Origin of the sequence: Geobacter sp., assembly GCF_027327745.1 — a bacterium.
In the GTDB taxonomy this organism is placed as follows: Bacteria; Desulfobacterota; Desulfuromonadia; order Geobacterales; family Geobacteraceae; genus Geobacter.
In genome coordinates this window covers 43480-59950 of record NZ_DAHVYG010000070.1, presented here as the reverse complement: position 1 = coordinate 59950, position 16471 = coordinate 43480, and the positions used below count along the sequence as shown (strand labels likewise).

The 16471-nt window shown below is 58.7% G+C and carries 16 protein-coding genes; all 16 read left to right on the top strand.

The features are described 5' to 3' along the window. Positions 1 to 185: 185 nt before the first annotated feature. The 16 genes from M6689_RS13280 (at position 186) to M6689_RS13205 (ending at position 16434) form a co-directional block, all read left to right on the top strand. Entirely contained in the window at positions 186 to 593 is a 408-nt protein-coding gene (locus tag M6689_RS13280; protein ID WP_298272599.1) for an FdtA/QdtA family cupin domain-containing protein, read from the top strand. Further along, complete coding sequence (locus M6689_RS13275; protein WP_298272596.1) at positions 593 to 1009, top strand: FdtA/QdtA family cupin domain-containing protein; 417 nt, start codon at positions 593 to 595, stop codon at positions 1007 to 1009. The genes M6689_RS13280 and M6689_RS13275 overlap by 1 nt, the downstream gene beginning before the upstream one ends. After that, complete coding sequence (locus M6689_RS13270) at positions 1006 to 2109, top strand: DegT/DnrJ/EryC1/StrS aminotransferase family protein (protein ID WP_298272593.1); 1104 nt, start codon at positions 1006 to 1008, stop codon at positions 2107 to 2109. Before M6689_RS13275 ends, M6689_RS13270 begins: the two co-directional genes overlap by 4 nt. Positions 2110 to 2132: 23 nt before the next feature. After that, positions 2133 to 3719 carry a hypothetical protein gene (locus tag M6689_RS13265; RefSeq protein WP_298272590.1) on the top strand — a complete coding sequence of 529 codons (1587 nt, stop codon included), beginning with the start codon at positions 2133 to 2135 and terminating at the stop codon, positions 3717 to 3719. A gap of 132 nt (positions 3720 to 3851) precedes the next feature. Then, entirely contained in the window at positions 3852 to 4808 is a 957-nt protein-coding gene (locus M6689_RS13260) for a hypothetical protein (RefSeq protein WP_298272588.1), read from the top strand. After that, entirely contained in the window at positions 4805 to 5869 is a 1065-nt protein-coding gene (locus M6689_RS13255; protein ID WP_298272586.1) for a glycosyltransferase family 9 protein, read from the top strand. The genes M6689_RS13260 and M6689_RS13255 overlap by 4 nt, the downstream gene beginning before the upstream one ends. A gap of 103 nt (positions 5870 to 5972) precedes the next feature. After that, the gene (locus M6689_RS13250) at positions 5973 to 7070 is read left to right on the top strand and encodes an ATP-binding protein (RefSeq protein ID WP_366949749.1); all 1098 of its coding nucleotides are present in this window, start codon (positions 5973 to 5975) and stop codon (positions 7068 to 7070) included. A gap of 25 nt (positions 7071 to 7095) precedes the next feature. Then, positions 7096 to 8751, top strand: a complete 1656-nt coding sequence (locus M6689_RS13245; protein WP_298272582.1) for a glycosyltransferase family 39 protein — start codon at positions 7096 to 7098, stop codon at positions 8749 to 8751. Positions 8752 to 8768: 17 nt separating this feature from the next. Then, entirely contained in the window at positions 8769 to 9836 is a 1068-nt protein-coding gene (gene waaC / locus M6689_RS13240) for a lipopolysaccharide heptosyltransferase I (protein ID WP_298272580.1), read from the top strand. 57 nt (positions 9837 to 9893) lie between these two features. Next, entirely contained in the window at positions 9894 to 10904 is a 1011-nt protein-coding gene (locus M6689_RS13235; RefSeq protein WP_298272576.1) for an NAD-dependent epimerase, read from the top strand. A gap of 19 nt (positions 10905 to 10923) precedes the next feature. Then, positions 10924 to 11922, top strand: a complete 999-nt coding sequence (gene galE, locus M6689_RS13230) for a UDP-glucose 4-epimerase GalE (RefSeq protein WP_298272574.1) — start codon at positions 10924 to 10926, stop codon at positions 11920 to 11922. A gap of 61 nt (positions 11923 to 11983) precedes the next feature. Then, positions 11984 to 12871 carry a YicC/YloC family endoribonuclease gene (locus tag M6689_RS13225; protein ID WP_298272572.1) on the top strand — a complete coding sequence of 296 codons (888 nt, stop codon included), beginning with the start codon at positions 11984 to 11986 and terminating at the stop codon, positions 12869 to 12871. Positions 12872 to 12893: 22 nt separating this feature from the next. Further along, positions 12894 to 13514 (top strand): guanylate kinase, encoded by a 621-nt coding sequence (gmk, locus tag M6689_RS13220; RefSeq protein WP_298272570.1) that lies wholly within the window; start codon positions 12894 to 12896, stop codon positions 13512 to 13514. 84 nt (positions 13515 to 13598) lie between these two features. Then, complete coding sequence (rpoZ, locus tag M6689_RS13215; protein WP_298272568.1) at positions 13599 to 13808, top strand: DNA-directed RNA polymerase subunit omega; 210 nt, start codon at positions 13599 to 13601, stop codon at positions 13806 to 13808. A gap of 61 nt (positions 13809 to 13869) precedes the next feature. Next, positions 13870 to 16020, top strand: a complete 2151-nt coding sequence (locus M6689_RS13210; protein WP_298272566.1) for a bifunctional (p)ppGpp synthetase/guanosine-3',5'-bis(diphosphate) 3'-pyrophosphohydrolase — start codon at positions 13870 to 13872, stop codon at positions 16018 to 16020. 36 nt (positions 16021 to 16056) lie between these two features. Next, positions 16057 to 16434, top strand: coding sequence for a RidA family protein (locus tag M6689_RS13205; RefSeq protein ID WP_298272563.1), 378 nt, complete (start codon positions 16057 to 16059; stop codon positions 16432 to 16434). Positions 16435 to 16471: the final 37 nt, after the last annotated feature.

Here is a 16471-nt window from a genome sequence, read left to right as displayed (position 1 = left end):
TTTTCTAAGTCGCATTTTGATGTGCGAAAGGAAAATGCAAGAGTACGGGCTTTCCACGAGCGGATGGGAGCTGTGAAAGTAAACGAAGATAGCGTTGACTGTTTTTACGTTTATACAAAAGAGAGCTATGAATTGATTCGTCAACGGTATGCAAAATATTTATAGATTTTGTTCGAAGGGTGAATATGGAGAGCGGGACTTGTAGACTTGTAGAATTGCCTAAGATCTTTGATCCAAGGGGTAATTTGACGTTTATTGAGGGAAACCGTCATGTTCCTTTTGCGATGCGCCGTGCCTTCTGGATTTATGATGTTCCGGGAGGCGAGATGAGGGGAGGGCATGCCTATCGCAAAAACAGAGAATTGATTGTCGCAGTTTCCGGAAGCTTTGAAGTGGAAGTTGACGACGGAAAATCGGTTTCGCGCTATTTATTGAATCGCTCATATTTCGGACTGTACATGCCGCCATTGCATTGGCGTTCGCTCGTTAACTTCTCAACCAATTCTCTCTGCCTCGTCTTGGCTTCGGAAGATTATGATGAGACAGATTATCTGCGTGATTATATGACGTTCAAGCAGCTTCGGAGCACTTGATGGCAAACGTATTTGACTGTTCCATAGTAGAGTTGCCCCGTATAACCAGTGAAAGCGGAAATCTGACGCCAATTTATGGTGGTGTTACGCTTCCGTTTGATATCAAACGAGTTTACTACCTGTACGACATCCCTGGGGGGGAGACTCGGGGTGGGCATGCGCACCGGGATCTTTACCAGCTTATCGTTGCTGCCAGCGGAAGTTTTGATGTGTTATTGGACGATGGGAAGAACCGTCGAGTGGTACACTTAAACAGACCCTATTTTGGGCTTTATCTTACTAATATGATCTGGCGGGAACTTCTGAATTTTTCGTCCGGCGGAATCTGTCTGGTGCTGGCCTCTGACGTGTATCGTGAAGATGATTATTATCGTGATTATGCAGAGTTCTGCAGTGTGGCAAGAGGTGAACAATGAATGTTCCGTTCCTTGACCTTAAAGGTCCCTACCGAGAACTTCAGCATCAACTGGATGCGGTGTATCGGCGGGTTATGGAATCGGGCTGGTACATCCTTGGCCGCGAAGTAGAGGCGTTCGAGGCGGAGTTTGCCAATTATTGCGGGACGAAGCACTGTATCGGAGTGGGGAATGGACTCGATGCGCTTCATCTCATCCTGCGAGCAATGGATATCGGGCCGGGGGATGAAGTTATTGTCCCCTCAAATACCTATATTGCGACCTGGCTTGCCGTCACCTATACCGGGGCTACACCGGTTCCCGTGGAGCCGGATGAGCGAACATACAATCTTGACCCTGTACGGATTGAGGCTGCGGTCACTCCGCGTACCAAGGTAATTCTGCCAGTGCATCTCTATGGCCAGCCGGCTAATATGGACCCGATCAATGCTGTGGCAGAACGCTACGGCCTCATGGTGGTTGAGGATGCTGCCCAAGCCCATGGTGCGCGTTATCACGGGAAGCGGGCAGGTAGCCTTGGACATGCCGCAGCTTTTAGCTTTTACCCAGGAAAGAACCTTGGCGCGGTTGGCGACGGTGGCGCCATCACTACTGACAACGTTGCCTTGGCGGAGCGCATTCGGCGGCTGCGAAACTATGGCTCGAGCATAAAGTACTGTCACGGAGAAAGAGGATTCAATTCACGTCTCGATGAACTGCAGGCTGCCTTTCTCCGGGTGAAACTGGCATGTCTTGACGAATGGAACGAACGTCGGCGGTGTGTGGCACTGGAGTATCTTTCTCGATTGCAAAACCTGCGACTGGAGTTGCCGATGGTTCCCGATTGGGCGGAACCGGTCTGGCACCTGTTTGTTGTTCGCCCTGCCGATCGGTCACGATTTACAAAGATTCTTGATCAGCAGGGAGTGGGGTGGCTCATTCATTACCCAGTCCCCCCGCATCTTCAAGGGGCATATGCCCTCCTCGGTATCGAACGAGGAAGGTTGCCGGTTTGTGAGATGCTGGCAGAGACAGTTCTCAGTATCCCTATAGGTCCCCATCTGAAGGACAGCGAAGTCGATTACGTTGTGAATGCGATTTGGGCAGCCGCGCAACGCTGATGTCGAATTAACCGGGGTATGTCTTGACTGATGATGAAATCCAAAAGGCCCGAGCATATATTGATGAGGCGAATAACCGATTTGGGGGAGCCTATGAAAATGCTCTCAAAGCGGTCAGACGTGGCGAGCTTCTGTCCGGAGGGGTTTGGGCTCAGATCGCCGCTGATATGGCGTTTCACAGACATCCGGGGTTTTTCTTCTCTGCGGAGTTGGAATCGCTCTTGATTGAAGTTGCCCAAATGTTGCCAATGGCCAGCAAGCAACCGTGTCATGTGCCATCTACTCATTCTGGGGTAAGCAAGCCTCGCATTCTTCATGTCATGACGAATGCATTTGGCACCGGAGGACATACTCGGCTTGTTGAACGTCTGGTTGTAAATACGTCTGAACAATATGAGCATTTGTTGGTTACAACCGCCCAGCGTGGGCCGTTGCCTGACAGGCTCCGCGGAATATTTTGCAGCGGTTGCAGCAAATGGACTGATCTGGCAGCCTCTGGTGCCGATTTGATTGGACGCAGTCTCAGGTTACGGCAAATAAGTCGTGAAGCTGCCGATATCGTTTTCCTGCATGCCCACCCCTACGATGTTGTTCCTCTGCTTGCGTTCGGCATCCCTGACGGACCGCCGGTTATTGTTCTGAATCACGCCGATCATCTTTTCTGGCTCGGGGTATCGGTTGCTGATGCTGTTGCTGATATACGACTGGCGGGGCAGAATCTGACCTTGACGCGTCGAAATACAAACGTTTCGGAAATTCTTCCCATCCCACTTGTAGAAAGAGAGAGCTCTGTAGACCGCCTGGCAGCCAGGAAACGTTTAGGGATTGACGATGATGCAGTCGTTCTGCTGACCATCGCCAGCCACCTAAAGTATTCTCCTTTGGGCGAGTACAATTTCCTCGACACAGTCACCGCTCTGTTGAAGCGGTCCAAGCAAGCTGTCCTGGTTGCCTGCGGTCCCCAACATGCGGGCGCATGGAAGGAAGCCTCTGATTCGGTCGGCGGACGAATTAAGGCGTATGGTGTCCAAACAAATATTTCAGATTTTCACTCCGTCGCAGATATTTACCTGGATTCCTTTCCCTATGCGTCTCTGACCTCGTTACTGGAGACCGCGTTACATGCTGTGCCTGTGATTGGATTGGCAAATACTGCAGCTCCGATATTTTCCGATGGGTCAACCGTCGAAGGCGATGCTTGGACGCATGCAACCTCGCTTGAGGAATATGTTGACCGCGTCGGTGCATTGATTGCCGACCCTGAATTGCGCAGAGTGCAAGGATCTAAAATCAGAGAGCAGGTTGCCGCACGCCATCTGCTGCCGGGCTGGCAGCATTCTTTTTCTAAATTGATGGAGGTCTTGCCGAGTAGTCATTCTATCTGTATCAAGGCGAAACAGCCACAGAGTGTTGACGCAAATGACCTGTTTCTGGCAAGTATGGGAAAGTTGACATCTGGCAGACATTCAATCAACACATCGCTTCGGAAGCATGGGGGGTGCTTTCCGGTAAAAGATCGATTCACATTGTTGGTAAAGGGGATTCTGGGGATCGATGGCATAAGGGTGCTCCCCGTTTCAACGTATGCTGGAAAAGAGTTTTTTTCGTAAATGACTCAGCTCCTTATCATCGAACCCAACCTCCGCACTCCCAGTGGTCACTATGCTGATTTTGTCCGGGCCGTAGGAGTTCGAGCCGGGGAAGCCAGCCTTGGAGTGTTCGCCCATCCCGCTGCAGACGGCATGCTGGAGGCCATGTCGGGGGTACAGGTCTGCCGGGAGCAGCCGCGCGTCGGTGAGCCGCTTGCCGAGTGGCGAACGATCCTTCGCGCGGTTCGCAAGGGATTGCCTTTCCTGGTCCTGACCGCCGATGGCCGCCATGCTGCCGCGGTTTCCATGGCGGCTGCCAGTGCCGGCTGCAGACCCGACCGTGCACGACTCTTTTTCCATCGCCCACCCACCACGTTCCGCGATAAGTGTTTCCTGCCGCTTGCCGGTCTGGCCCGCAGGCATGCGCTGGCGATCACTTCGACCGAACCGGTTGCCGATGAGCTTCGCGCCAGTGGCTGGAGGCGAGTCGCCTGCGTCCCCTATCCGGCGCTCGCGCCGGCAGAACCGCCGGTGCCGGTGCCGTTTTCGCACTTGCTCATGGCAGGGGCGGCGCGCATCAACAAGGGGCTGGACCTGGTTGCCGGACTCGCGTCGCAATGGGCGAGCGAAGGGCGTGCCGTTCCCCTGGTGGTGCAGGTATCGCAGAAGCATGCAGACCGGCATGGTCATCGAGAGGAGGCAGTGGTGCAGGAGCTCCTCTCGTCGGGCTACCGGGGGCTGCGCCCCGATGATTCGGCCCCTGGCCGCGCCGAATACCTGGCCCGTTTCCGAGGCGCACTGGTGCTGGCCCCCTATGCCCGGGAGCAGTTTGCCAGCCAGGTGAGCGGAATAGTGCTCGATGCCTTGCTGCACGGATCGCCGGTCATTGCAACCCGGGGCACCTGGCCGGGTGCCCAGGTGGAACGCTTCGGCGCCGGCGAGACGATTGCCGAGCGAACGCCCGGCGCCCTTGCTGCGGCCATAGATCGGGTGCTGGCGGATTGGCCCTCCTACGCTGGCCGCGCCTGTGACGCAGCGCGTGTACTCGCCCGGGAGCATGATCCCCGGCGTCTGCTGGAAATTCTGCTCCAGGATGCGTTTCCTGCATGAGAATCCTGCTCATCAAGCCCGGTGCCATTGGCGATCTGCTGCAGCTGTCGCCGGTAATCCGGGCGCTCAAGGAACGGATGCCGCAGGCGCGTATCTCCCTTTTGGTCGGCAGTGCCGCCTCGGTCGATCTGTTCCGGTATAATCCCCTGGTGGACGAGATCCTGATTTTCGACAAGCGGGGTGTCCACCGTTCGTGGCGGGCGTTCGCACGGTTGTGGGGAGAGCTGCGGCAGCGGCGCTTCGATCTGGTGGTCAATTTCCAGCGGAGCAACCTGAAGGCATGGCTGCTGGCGACGGCGGCTCTCCCTTGCCGGGTGCTGGTCTATCACAGGGCCAAAAACCGCATTGTGCATGCGGTGGAGAATCATCTCGAAACAGTGGCGGAGTTGGGGATCGACCCGCGGGCCGCGGACCATCGCCTGGAGCTGCATACCGGAGAAGCCGACGAGCGGTGGGCAGACGAGCTGATCGAGCGGGAATCGTTGACCGGTCGGCAACTGGTGGCCCTGAACCTCGGCGCCAGTCACCCGGTGAACCGCTGGCCGGTCGAACATTTTGCCGCCCTGGCCGGGAGGTTGAACCGGGAATTGTCATCAGCCGTGCTCCTCGTCGGCGGCGGTCAGGACCGGGAGCTTGCCGATGCGGTGGCAGCGCGGGTTGCCGCGCCGGTTATCGACCTGGTGGGGCGCACCTCGCTACTGCAACTGGGCGCGGTGCTTCGGAGATCCGCTGTACTGGTCAGTGGCGATACCGGGCCCATGCACGTGGCGACGGCCGTCGGCACGAGAGTGATCGCCCTGTTCGGCGCGGCAGACCCCGCGCGCACCGGCCCGGTCGGCGAGGGGCATTTGGTGCTCTGTGCCAGGGGAGTTGGCTGCGTACCCTGTCGAAGTCGAAAGTGTACAAATACCCGATACCTCCAGTGCATGGAGGAGATCACCGTGGATCAGGTTTTTGATGCTGTCTCCCACATGCTTGCGGCAGGAAGTTTCGGAGGAAGTGGTGGATGCGGCTCAGCGGGTGAAAACTGTGTTGGAAGTGATAAAACGAGCATGCTTTGAAATTTGCATGGCAAGCTTTCAAATTTCATGGTAAATTCCGGCCGTGCTAATACAACGTGAATATCATTACAGCGAGATATGCAGCGCCCTTGACCGCTCGCCAATAGTGGCCATACTCGGGCCGCGACAAGTCGGCAAGACGACCCTGGCCCGCGAAATTGCTACGCGCTTTGATGCCGGGTATACCCATTTTGATCTTGAAGATCCCGACGATCTTTCCCGGTTGAGTGAACCGAAACTGGCCTTGGGGCGTCTCACCGGACTGGTTGTCATCGATGAAATCCAGCTGCGCCCCGATCTATTCCCACTGCTCAGGGTACTTGTGGATCGTCCTCATCCTCCCGCGCGGTTCCTGATCCTTGGCAGCGCCTCTCCTCAACTTCTGCGACAGAGTTCCGAATCGTTGGCCGGCCGGATTGTTTATCATGAGCTTGACGGGTTTTCTCTTGACGAAGTCAAAGAAAGCGAAAAGCTCTGGCTGCGGGGGGGATTTCCCCCCTCCTTTCTGGCGCCCGATGATTCGGCGAGTTTTCAGTGGCGCCGTGATTTTATCCGCACCTTCCTTGAGAGGGACATCCCTCAACTGGGCATTCGCATCCCTGCCGCCACACTCCACAGATTCTGGAGCATGGTGGCCCACTACCATGGACAGATATGGAACGGCAATGAGTTGGCTCGTGCCTTCGGGATGTCGCATACCACCGTACGTCACTATCTCGATATATTGATCGGGGCTTTGGTGGTGCGGCAACTGTTACCCTGGCACGAAAATCTTGGGAAGAGGCAGGTCAAGGCGCCGAAAATCTATCTTGCCGACAGCGGCCTTCTGCATGCGTTGCTGAAGATCCAGGACCATGAAGATCTGGAGCGGCATCCGAAGGTGGGCGCATCCTGGGAAGGGTTCGTGCTGCATGAGATCAGGCGGCTATACAGGGCAGAACCGGAAGAATGCTTTTTCTGGGCAACCCACGGCGGGGCGGAGCTGGACCTTCTTATTATGCGGGGACAAAAGCGTTTCGGTTTCGAGATAAAACGAACTACGTCACCGAGGCTCACACCTTCCATGATCTCTTCATTAGAGAGTTTGAAGCTGGATCGGCTTGTGGTAATTCATGCGGGAGATCATGAATTCCCCCTTGCCGACGGAATAGAAGCAGTCCCCTTTGCTCGGATGAAAGAGCTGTTGCGGTTCCATGGATAAAATAAACTTGATGAATCCTGAGGCCATGGGAAATACTGCTGCACCCGCCATCAGGATCCCCTGGCTCCTGATGGCCACGGTTACGGTTCTATGGCTGTTCCCCGGCCTCTTTGGCCACGATCCCTGGAAGGCCGACGAACCTTACAGTTTCGGCATGGTGTGGCACATCCTCTCCACCGGAGATTGGGTGGTGCCGACGGTTGCCGGCGTGCCGTTCATGGAGAAGCCGCCCCTCTGCTACCTGACGGCCGCACTTTTTGCCAGGCTCTTTTCTCAGGCCCTGGCCCCCCATGACGCGGCCCGGTTGGCGAGCGCCTTCTTTATGGCCATCACCTTCGCTTTTGTCGCCCTTACAGCCAGGGAGTTGTACGGGGTGGGGCGGGGGAGGGTGGCGATATTGCTCCTGCTGAGCTGCGTGGGACTTCAAACCCATGCCCACAAGCTTATTACCGACATCCCCCTTTTGTCCGGCTTTGCCATCGCCATCTTCGGCTTCGTCCTGAGCCGGCGGTGTCCGGTTCATGGCGGTCTGTGGATCGGGACCGGGGTCGGGATCGGCTTTCTCTCCAAGGGGCTCTTTGCGCCCGGCATCCTGGGGATCACGGCCGTTGTGCTCCCCTTGGTTTCCGGGGACTGCCGGCGGCGCGAATATCTCATGACCCTTGTCGTGGCTTTCCTGGCGGCGCTTCCATGGCTTCTGATCTGGCCGCTTGCCCTGCATCGCCAAGCCCCCCGCCTGTTCCGTGAGTGGCTGCTGGTTCAGAATTTCGGCCGTTTTCTGGGGACCGCCAGGCAGGGTCCGCCCAACAAGCCGGCCTTCTACTTTTACACGCTGCCTTGGTTTGCCTGGCCGGCGTTCCCGCTGGCAGTCTGGGTAGGGTGGAAGAAGCGGCGCGCCGTCGGGGGCGGCTTCCTGCGAAGCATCCCCCTTGTGGCGTTTGCAGTGATGCTTGCCGTTCTTTCTGTTGCCTCGGACGGCCGGGGACTCTACGCCCTCCCCATGCTGGTCCCCCTCTCCATCCTGGCCGTGCCGGCCTTTGACATGGACCCGGGGCGGCCAGGCCGCGCAATCGACAGGTGGGGGGTGGCGCTGTTCGCCGTGGCAGGCCTTCTCCTCTGGCTCGGCTGGCTAGCCCTCATTTCCGGCCATCCCGCCATGGTCGCGGCAAGGCTTCGCGCCATCTCTCCGGCCTATGTCCCATCTTTTGCGCTCTTCTCCTTCGCCGTGGCAGCGGCATACACGGTTGTCTGGGGGGGGATCGCCCTCCGGACGCCAGCCACATGGGGCCATTCGCTTCTCAGGTGGGGGATGGGGACAACCATGGTCTGGGGGCTTTGCATGACCCTTTGGCTCCCGTGGACGGACGCCATGAGAAGCTATCGTTCCATGATCGCTTCCCTGCTGCCGCATATTCCCCGCAACGGGGCATGTGTTGCCAGCATGTCCATAGGGGAGTCCGAAAGGGCCATGCTGGAATATTTTGCCGGCATCCAAACGCACATGGTCGATAGCATCGCCGATGTCCCGTGTGGCTACCTGTTTGTGGGGGGAAGGCGAGGGACCTTGAAGGATAATATCGGGCCGAACTGGACACTGGCATGGCGAGGGGGGCGGCCGGGGAACACAAAAGAAGAGTTCCTGCTTTTCCGGGCTGTAAACCGTCCGCAATCGGCCAATTGAGGTTGAAGACAACAGGCATGTCCATTCGAGTCCTCATCGTCAAAGTTTCCGCCCTTGGTGACGTCATCCACGCCCTGCCGGTGCTCGACTATCTCCGTCAGGCGGTGCCGGGTGTCGAAATCGACTGGGTGGTGGAAGAAGGGAACCGGCAGGTTCTCGACGGGCACCCGCTGCTGCGGAAGGTCCACGTCGTGAAAACCAGGCAGTGGCGCCGGCATCCCTTCTCCGCGGGGACCCGCGGGGAGGTGAAGGCGCTCCGGGAGGCGTTTCGCGAGGCATCCTACGACATCGCCTTCGACATCCAGGGTAACTTCAAGAGCGGGCTCATCACCTGGCTGTCGGGGGCCCGGCGCCGCTTCGGCTTCGACCGGGAGGGGGTGAGGGAGTCCCTCAATCTCCTCTTTACCACCAACCAGGTGCCGCTCCGCCGCCAGGACCACCACGTGAGCTGCCGCTCCCTGCGGGTGGCGAGCGTTCCCTTTGGCAAGGACTACACGGGGATGGTCATCTCCTCCGATATCTTTACCCCTCCCGAGGATGACGCGACGGCCGAGGCCCTGCTGGCAACCCTGTCCGACGGCTTCGCCATCCTTTTCCATAACGGCACCACCTGGACGACCAAGCTTTGGCACGAGGAGGGGTGGGTTGACCTTGGGAGGAAGGTTCTGGAGCGGTTTCCCGAAGCGACCATTCTCCTCTCCTGGGGAAACGAAGGCGAGCGGGTCACTGCGGAGGCGATCGCGCGCGGCATCGGCAGAAACGTGCGGGTGCTGCCGAAACTTTCTCTCAAAGGGTTCTGTGCCCTCCTCAAGAAGGTGGATCTCGTCGTGGGGGGAGACACGGGGCCGATCCACATGGCTGCGGCGGTAGGCACCCCGACCGTATCCTTCTATCGGGCCACCGACGGCCGGCGCAATGCCCCCCGGGGAGAACAGCACGTCAGGGTTCAGTCCCCCCTCAACTGCCATGCCTGCCTCCGAAAGGAGTGCGACCGTGACGCCGAATGCCGCCGGAGCATCACGGTGGATCTCATGATGGCCGGGATCGTAAGGCTCCTCTCATCCTCCTTTCCATCGACGGGGTGATGTGATACACTGCGCACTTTCTGTTGCCGTTACACTTCCCGGAGGGTTATGTCCGCCATGCGCACCGTACTTGTGACCGGAGCAGCCGGCTTTATCGGCTTTCACCTCGCCACCAGGCTCCTGCAGCAGGGGGACCGGGTAGTCGGCCTCGACAACCTCAACGACTACTACGACGTGAGTCTCAAGCTCGACCGGCTCAAGCTCCTGGAAAGGGACGAAGGGTTCCGGTTCGTGAAGGGTGACCTGGCCGACCGGCAGGAGATGGAGCAACTTTTCACCACCGGGCGGTTCGACGTGGTCGTGAACCTCGCCGCCCAGGCCGGGGTCCGCTACTCCCTCACCAATCCCCACGCCTACGTGGAGAGCAACCTGGTGGGGTTCGTGAACATCCTGGAAGGATGCCGTCACCACGGGGTGAAGCACCTCGTGTACGCCTCTTCGAGCTCGGTCTACGGCGCCAACACCACGATGCCCTTTTCGGTCCACCACAACGTGGACCATCCGGTTTCCCTCTACGCCGCCACCAAGAAGGCCAACGAGCTCATGGCTCACACCTATTCGAGCCTCTACGGGCTGCCGACGACGGGGCTGCGGTTTTTTACCGTCTATGGCCCCTGGGGACGCCCCGACATGGCACTCTTTCTCTTCACCCGGGCCATTCTGGAGGGCCGGCCGATCGATGTCTACAATCACGGCAAGATGCAGCGCGACTTTACCTACATCGACGACATTATCGAGGGGGTGACGCGGGTCGTGGACCGCATTCCCGCGCCAGATACCGCCTGGAGCGGCGCCAGCCCCGATCCGGGGACGAGCTACGCGCCGTACCGCATCTACAACATCGGCAACAATAGCCCGGTGGAACTGCTTACCTTCATCGAGACCATCGAGCGCTGCCTCGGTACCACGGCACGGAAAAACCTCCTCCCGATCCAGCCGGGGGACGTCCCGGCCACCTGTGCCGATGTGGACGACCTGATGCGGGACGTCGGCTTCAGGCCGGCCACCTCCATCGAGGAGGGTATCGGCAGGTTCGTGGCCTGGTATCGGGAGTATTTCCACGTATGAAAGCGGAAAAGGGGGGGATATGGCGATACTCGTAACCGGCGGTGCGGGATACATCGGGAGTCACGTGGTCCGGCAGCTTTCGGAGGCCGGATTCACGGTGGTGGTCTACGACAATCTTTCCACCGGCTTTGCTGACGCTCTCGTTCACGGCGAGAAACTCGTGGTGGGGGATCTGTCGGACACCGCGCGGCTCGATGCGTTGTTCGTCGAGTACGGCTTCCGGACGGTCCTCCACTTTGCGGCATCCATCGTGGCCCCCGAATCGGTGTTGCTTCCCCTCAAGTACTACTCGAACAATACGCGCAATACGCTGAATCTCCTCGGTGCTTGCGTCAAGCACGGTGTCGAGCGGTTCGTCTTTTCGAGCACCGCGGCGGTTTACGGCATGCCTGCGGATGGCACTGCCGCCGAGGAGAGCCCGACGGTCCCTATCAACCCCTACGGCACCTCAAAGCTGATGAGCGAATGGATGCTGCGCGACACTGCCGCCGCCCACGGGATGAAGTATGTTGCCCTCCGCTATTTCAACGTGGCGGGGGCCGACCCCCAGGCGCGGATGGGACAGCGGACCCCGGAGGCGACCCATCTGATCAAGGTTAGCTGCCAGGCAGCCCTCGGCCTGCGGGGTAAGGTTTCGATCTACGGGACCGATTATCTGACCCCCGATGGCACCGGGATCCGCGACTACATCCATGTGGAAGACCTGGCCTCCGCCCACCTGGCCGCCCTGCGGTACCTGGAACAGGGTGGGGAGCCGACCGTCGTCAACGTAGGCTACGGTAAGGGGGCGAGCGTCCGGGAGGTGGTGGATGTCGTGCGCCGGGTCTCCGGTGTCAATTTCCCAGCCGAGGAAGCGCCGCGCCGGCCCGGCGATCCCGCCACACTTGTGGCGAAGGCGGAGCGGGTGCGCACGCTCTTTGGCTGGGAGCCCCGTTTCGACAGCCTGGATACCATCGTTGCCGATGCGTGGCGGTGGGAAAGCAAGCTTCAGAACCAGGGACCGGGGACCGGTAATTGAATCAGGCGGGTTAACCGCCCCTTTGGTTTTCGGTCCCGGATTTCAATACGGAGTTCTTCATATGGTAAAGATAAAGAGCATGACCGGCTACGGCAAGGCCGTGGTCGAGGCCGAACATGGCCGCACGACCGTCGAGATCCGCTCGGTGAATCACCGCTACGGCGAGATCGCAGTCAAGGTACCGCGCTCGCTCCTCGCCTTCGAAAACGAGGTTCGCAAGACGGTGGGAGACCGGCTCAAGCGTGGCAAGATCGATGTGTTCGTGCAGCGGGAGGAGGTGGCGGGAGTGGCGAATCTGCCGATGGTGAACCTCCCCCTCGCCAAGGCGTATCGTGATACGTTCGACCAGCTGCGCGAGGAGCTCGGTCTCTTTTCCGAGCCGGTTACTCTTCAGCTTATTCTCTCCCAGCGGGATGTCCTGGCTGCCCGCAATGAGGAGGGAGACGAGGAGCTGCTGCGCGAGGAGCTCGGTCGCGCGGTTCGCGGAGCGGTCGACGCCCTGGAGGCAATGCGACGGCGCGAGGGGGAGACGCTCCTGGCCGATCTGCTGTCACGGCGCCGGAATCTTTCCGGGCTTATCGAGCGGGTGGCGGGACGTGCCCCGGCAGTTGTGACGGAGTACGCGGTCCGGCTTCGGGAACGGCTCAACCAGCTCCTGGCCGGCACTTCTCTCGATGAGGCCCGTTTCGCCCAGGAAGTGGCGATCATGGCGGACCGGGGGGACATCACCGAAGAGCTCGTGCGATTTCGAAGCCATCTGGTGCAGTTCGATGAAACGCTGCAGTTGGAAGAGCCGGTTGGGCGCAAGCTCGATTTCCTCCTTCAGGAGCTGAACCGGGAGGTTAACACCATCGGCTCCAAGGCAAACGACGCCGAGATTGCTGCCATCGTGGTCGAACTCAAGGCAGAGCTCGAAAAGATCCGTGAACAGGTACAGAACATCGAGTGAGGGGGGAAGGGCAGGGAAACGCATGAAACGCGAAGGTGCAATCTTTATAATTTCGGCTCCATCCGGGGCAGGCAAGACCACGCTCTGCAAGGAAATAATTGACATATTCCCTGCCTTGCGGCATTCTGTCAGTTATACGACACGGGCACCCCGGGCCGGCGAAGTCCATGGAAAAGATTATTTTTTTGTCACTCCGGACGAATTCCGGCGGATGGTCGCGGAGGGTGAGTTTGCCGAGTGGGCTGAGGTCCACGGCAACTGTTACGGCACCGCCATACGGACGTTGGAGGAATGCCGTACCAACGGCGTAGACGTCATTCTTGACATCGACATCCAGGGGGCTCGTCAGTTAAAGGAGCGATATCAGGGCGGCGTTTATATCTTTATTCTCCCTCCCAGTTACGATGAGTTGCGTCGCAGGCTCAACGGCCGCTCTTCCGACAGCGACGAAGTCATCAGCCGGCGCATCGATGCCGCTGCCGGCGAGATCCGGGAATCCCGCTGGTATGATTACGTCATAGTCAACGATCAGTTTCCGAGAGCAGTCGAAGAGCTTAAGTCGATAGTCATTGCCGAGCGGTGCCGGACGTTTCGCGTTCTGGAGGCGGTGACGGAACTGTTTGATATCGGCACCGCCGATTGAAGGTTTCTCTCTGCAGGATCGATCATACTGACCGGCAGCCGGTCCCTCGGCCCTCGGTCCCCGAATCAGGAAAGGAGTTGTTTCATGGCACGCGTTACTGTCGAGGATTGTCTCGAGAAAGTGGATAACCGGTTCCTGCTGGTGATGTTGGCATCGAAGCGGGTAAAGCAGCTTTACAAGGGGTCTTCCCCCCTCATCGACAACAGGGGGAGCAACAAGAACGTCGTCCTGGCGCTGCGCGAGATTGCGGCAGGGAAAGCCCAGTACGAACTGACCTCTCGCAAAGGCCGCTGATCCATCTCTCCACGAGGGCAGAAGCACCAAGCTTCCGCCCTTTTTTTGTCTTTTTTCCCCTATGATCAGGCTAAACGACATTCTCGACAAGGTGGCGTCGTATAATCCCCAGGCCGACCTGGATCTGGTGCGCAAGGCGTATGTTTACTGCGCGAAGGTGCATCAGGGGCAGACCCGGCTTTCGGGCGAGCCGTATCTTGTCCACCCGAGGGAGGTGGCGGGGATCCTGGCGGAGTTGCGGCTGGACGCTCCCACGGTCGTGACCGGTTTTTTGCACGATACCATCGAAGATACCCTGACCACCCAGGAAGAGCTTGAGCAGGTGTTCGGGGTCGAGGTGGCAAACCTCGTCGATGGCGTGACGAAAATAAGCAAGATCCACTTCAAGACCAAGGAGGAGAGCCAGGCGGAGAACTTCCGCAAGATGCTCCTCGCCATGGCGAACGACATCCGGGTAATCCTCGTCAAGCTCGCCGACCGCCTCCACAACATGCGGACGCTGCAGTACCAGCCCGAACCGAAGCAGCGCTCCATTTCGCGCGAAACCCTCGACATCTACGCCCCCCTTGCCAATCGCCTCGGAATCTCCTGGATCAAGAGCGAGCTGGAGGATCTATCCTTCCGGTACCTGGAATCCCAGATCTACTACGACCTTGCCTCCAAGGTTGCCAAGAAGAAAAAGGAGCGGGAAAGCTACGTCGAGGAAGTCCGCTCCATAATCGTCTCCAAGCTCGCCGAGCACGAGCTGAAAGGAGAGGTCTACGGGCGGAGCAAGCATCTTTACTCCATCTGGAAGAAGATGCAGAACCGCAACGTCGATATCGATCAGATCTACGACCTTATCGCCATTCGCGTCATGGTAAACGACATCCGCGAGTGTTACGAGGTCCTCGGGATCATCCACTCCACCTGGAAGCCGATCCCGGGGCGTTTCAAGGATTACATCGCCATGCCGAAGGGAAACATGTACCAGTCCCTTCATACGACCGTCATCGGCCCCCATGGCGAGCGGATGGAAGTGCAGATCCGCACCGGCGAGATGCATAGGGTGGCGGAGGCGGGGATTGCGGCCCACTGGAAATACAAGGAGGGGAAGGGGTACGACGAGAAGGAGGTCAAGCGTTTTGCCTGGCTCCGTCAGCTCCTCGAGTGGCAGCAGGAACTCCAGGACTCCCACGAGTTCATGAACACCGTCAAGGTGGAGCTCTTCCCCGAGGAAGTCTACGTCTTCACTCCAAGAGGAGACGTGAAGAGTTTTCCCAAGGGTTCCACCCCCATTGATTTTGCCTACACCATTCACACCGACATCGGTCACCGCTGCGTTGGCGCCAAGGTGAACGGCAAGCTCGTGCCGCTCAAATACGAACTGAAAAACGGCGACATCGTGGAAGTCATCACCTCTCCCCACCACACGCCGAGCAAGGACTGGCTGAAGATCGTCCGGAGCTCGCGGGCGCGGAACAAGATCCGCGCCTGGATCAAGACAGAGGAGCGGCTCCGCAGCATCACCCTTGGTCGTGAGATCCTGGAAAAGGAGTTCAGGCGCTACTCCCTCAATCTGGCAAAGTTGCAGAAGTCGGGGGAGCTGAAACGGGTGGCCTCAGAATTCGGCCTGATTACCGACGACGACATCCTGGCTGCCGTTGGGTATGGGAAGCTTTCCCATGGTCAGGTGCTCGGCAAGCTGATCCCAGAGGAACGGCTTGCCGAGCGGCAGGAGCAGAAGGAGTCCAGGCTCGGCAAGGTGCTCGGCAAGCTTACCGGGAAGTCGACGAGTGCCATTCAGATCGGCGGCGTCGAGGATGTGCTGGTGAGATTCGGAAAGTGCTGCAATCCCGTCCCCGGGGACGATGTCGTCGGATTCATTACCCGGGGGCGTGGCGTGACCGTTCACACGGCCGATTGCCCCGTCGCCCTGGAGAACGATCCAGAACGGCGGATAGCGGTTGCCTGGAACCGGGACCGCAAGGCAGCTCTGCCGGTGAAGATCAAGGTCGCCTGTTATGACCAGAAGGGTATCCTGGCGAACATTACCCTTGCGATCACCAACTGCGAGGCGAATATCTCCAGCGCGTCCATCCAGAGCACCGTCGACAAGCGGGGAGTAAACATCTTTGAAGTTGACGTCACCGACATAGATCACCTCAACCGCGTGATGAACAACATCATGAAGGTGAAAGGGGTCATCAAGGTGGAACGGATAAAGAGCTAGCGAAAAACCAACGGCGAGGCAAAAGGAGTGCTGGTGATGAAACAGATCGTTGCAACCGACAAGGCTCCAAAGGCGATTGGACCTTATTCCCAGGCGGTGAAGGCCGGAGGGTTCCTCTTTCTGTCGGGGCAGATTCCGCTCATTCCCGGAACCGGCGAGTTGGCGGAGGGGGATATCCGGACGCAGACCGCTCAGGTGATGGCGAACATCGGCGGGGTCCTTGCCGAGGCAGGTCTCGGATTCGGGGCGATCGTAAAGACTACGATCTTTCTAACCGACCTCGCCCATTTTGCAGCGGTCAACGAGGTCTACGGCGGTTATTTTGCCGACAATCCTCCGGCACGCTCCACCGTCGAGGTGAAAGGCCTTCCTCGCGGGGCCATGGTGGAGATCGAGGTTGTCGCAGCCGTTTGATCTGTTTTCAGGTTGGCGGATGCGAACGAAAAAAGCC

Excerpts from the sequence above, each read along its gene's own strand:
- M6689_RS13280 (WP_298272599.1), top strand. The coding sequence starts at position 186 with ATGGAGAGCGGGACTTGTAGACTTGTAGAATTGCCTAAGATCTTTGAT.
- M6689_RS13275 (WP_298272596.1), top strand. The coding sequence starts at position 593 with ATGGCAAACGTATTTGACTGTTCCATAGTAGAGTTGCCCCGTATAACC.
- M6689_RS13270 (WP_298272593.1), top strand. The coding sequence starts at position 1,006 with ATGAATGTTCCGTTCCTTGACCTTAAAGGTCCCTACCGAGAACTTCAG.
- M6689_RS13260 (WP_298272588.1), top strand. The coding sequence starts at position 3,852 with ATGCTGGAGGCCATGTCGGGGGTACAGGTCTGCCGGGAGCAGCCGCGC.
- M6689_RS13255 (WP_298272586.1), top strand. The coding sequence starts at position 4,805 with ATGAGAATCCTGCTCATCAAGCCCGGTGCCATTGGCGATCTGCTGCAG.
- M6689_RS13245 (WP_298272582.1), top strand. The coding sequence starts at position 7,096 with ATGGGAAATACTGCTGCACCCGCCATCAGGATCCCCTGGCTCCTGATG.
- waaC (WP_298272580.1), top strand. The coding sequence starts at position 8,769 with ATGTCCATTCGAGTCCTCATCGTCAAAGTTTCCGCCCTTGGTGACGTC.
- M6689_RS13235 (WP_298272576.1), top strand. The coding sequence starts at position 9,894 with ATGCGCACCGTACTTGTGACCGGAGCAGCCGGCTTTATCGGCTTTCAC.
- galE (WP_298272574.1), top strand. The coding sequence starts at position 10,924 with ATGGCGATACTCGTAACCGGCGGTGCGGGATACATCGGGAGTCACGTG.
- M6689_RS13225 (WP_298272572.1), top strand. The coding sequence starts at position 11,984 with ATGGTAAAGATAAAGAGCATGACCGGCTACGGCAAGGCCGTGGTCGAG.
- gmk (WP_298272570.1), top strand. The coding sequence starts at position 12,894 with ATGAAACGCGAAGGTGCAATCTTTATAATTTCGGCTCCATCCGGGGCA.
- rpoZ (WP_298272568.1), top strand. The coding sequence starts at position 13,599 with ATGGCACGCGTTACTGTCGAGGATTGTCTCGAGAAAGTGGATAACCGG.
- M6689_RS13210 (WP_298272566.1), top strand. The coding sequence starts at position 13,870 with ATGATCAGGCTAAACGACATTCTCGACAAGGTGGCGTCGTATAATCCC.
- M6689_RS13205 (WP_298272563.1), top strand. The coding sequence starts at position 16,057 with ATGAAACAGATCGTTGCAACCGACAAGGCTCCAAAGGCGATTGGACCT.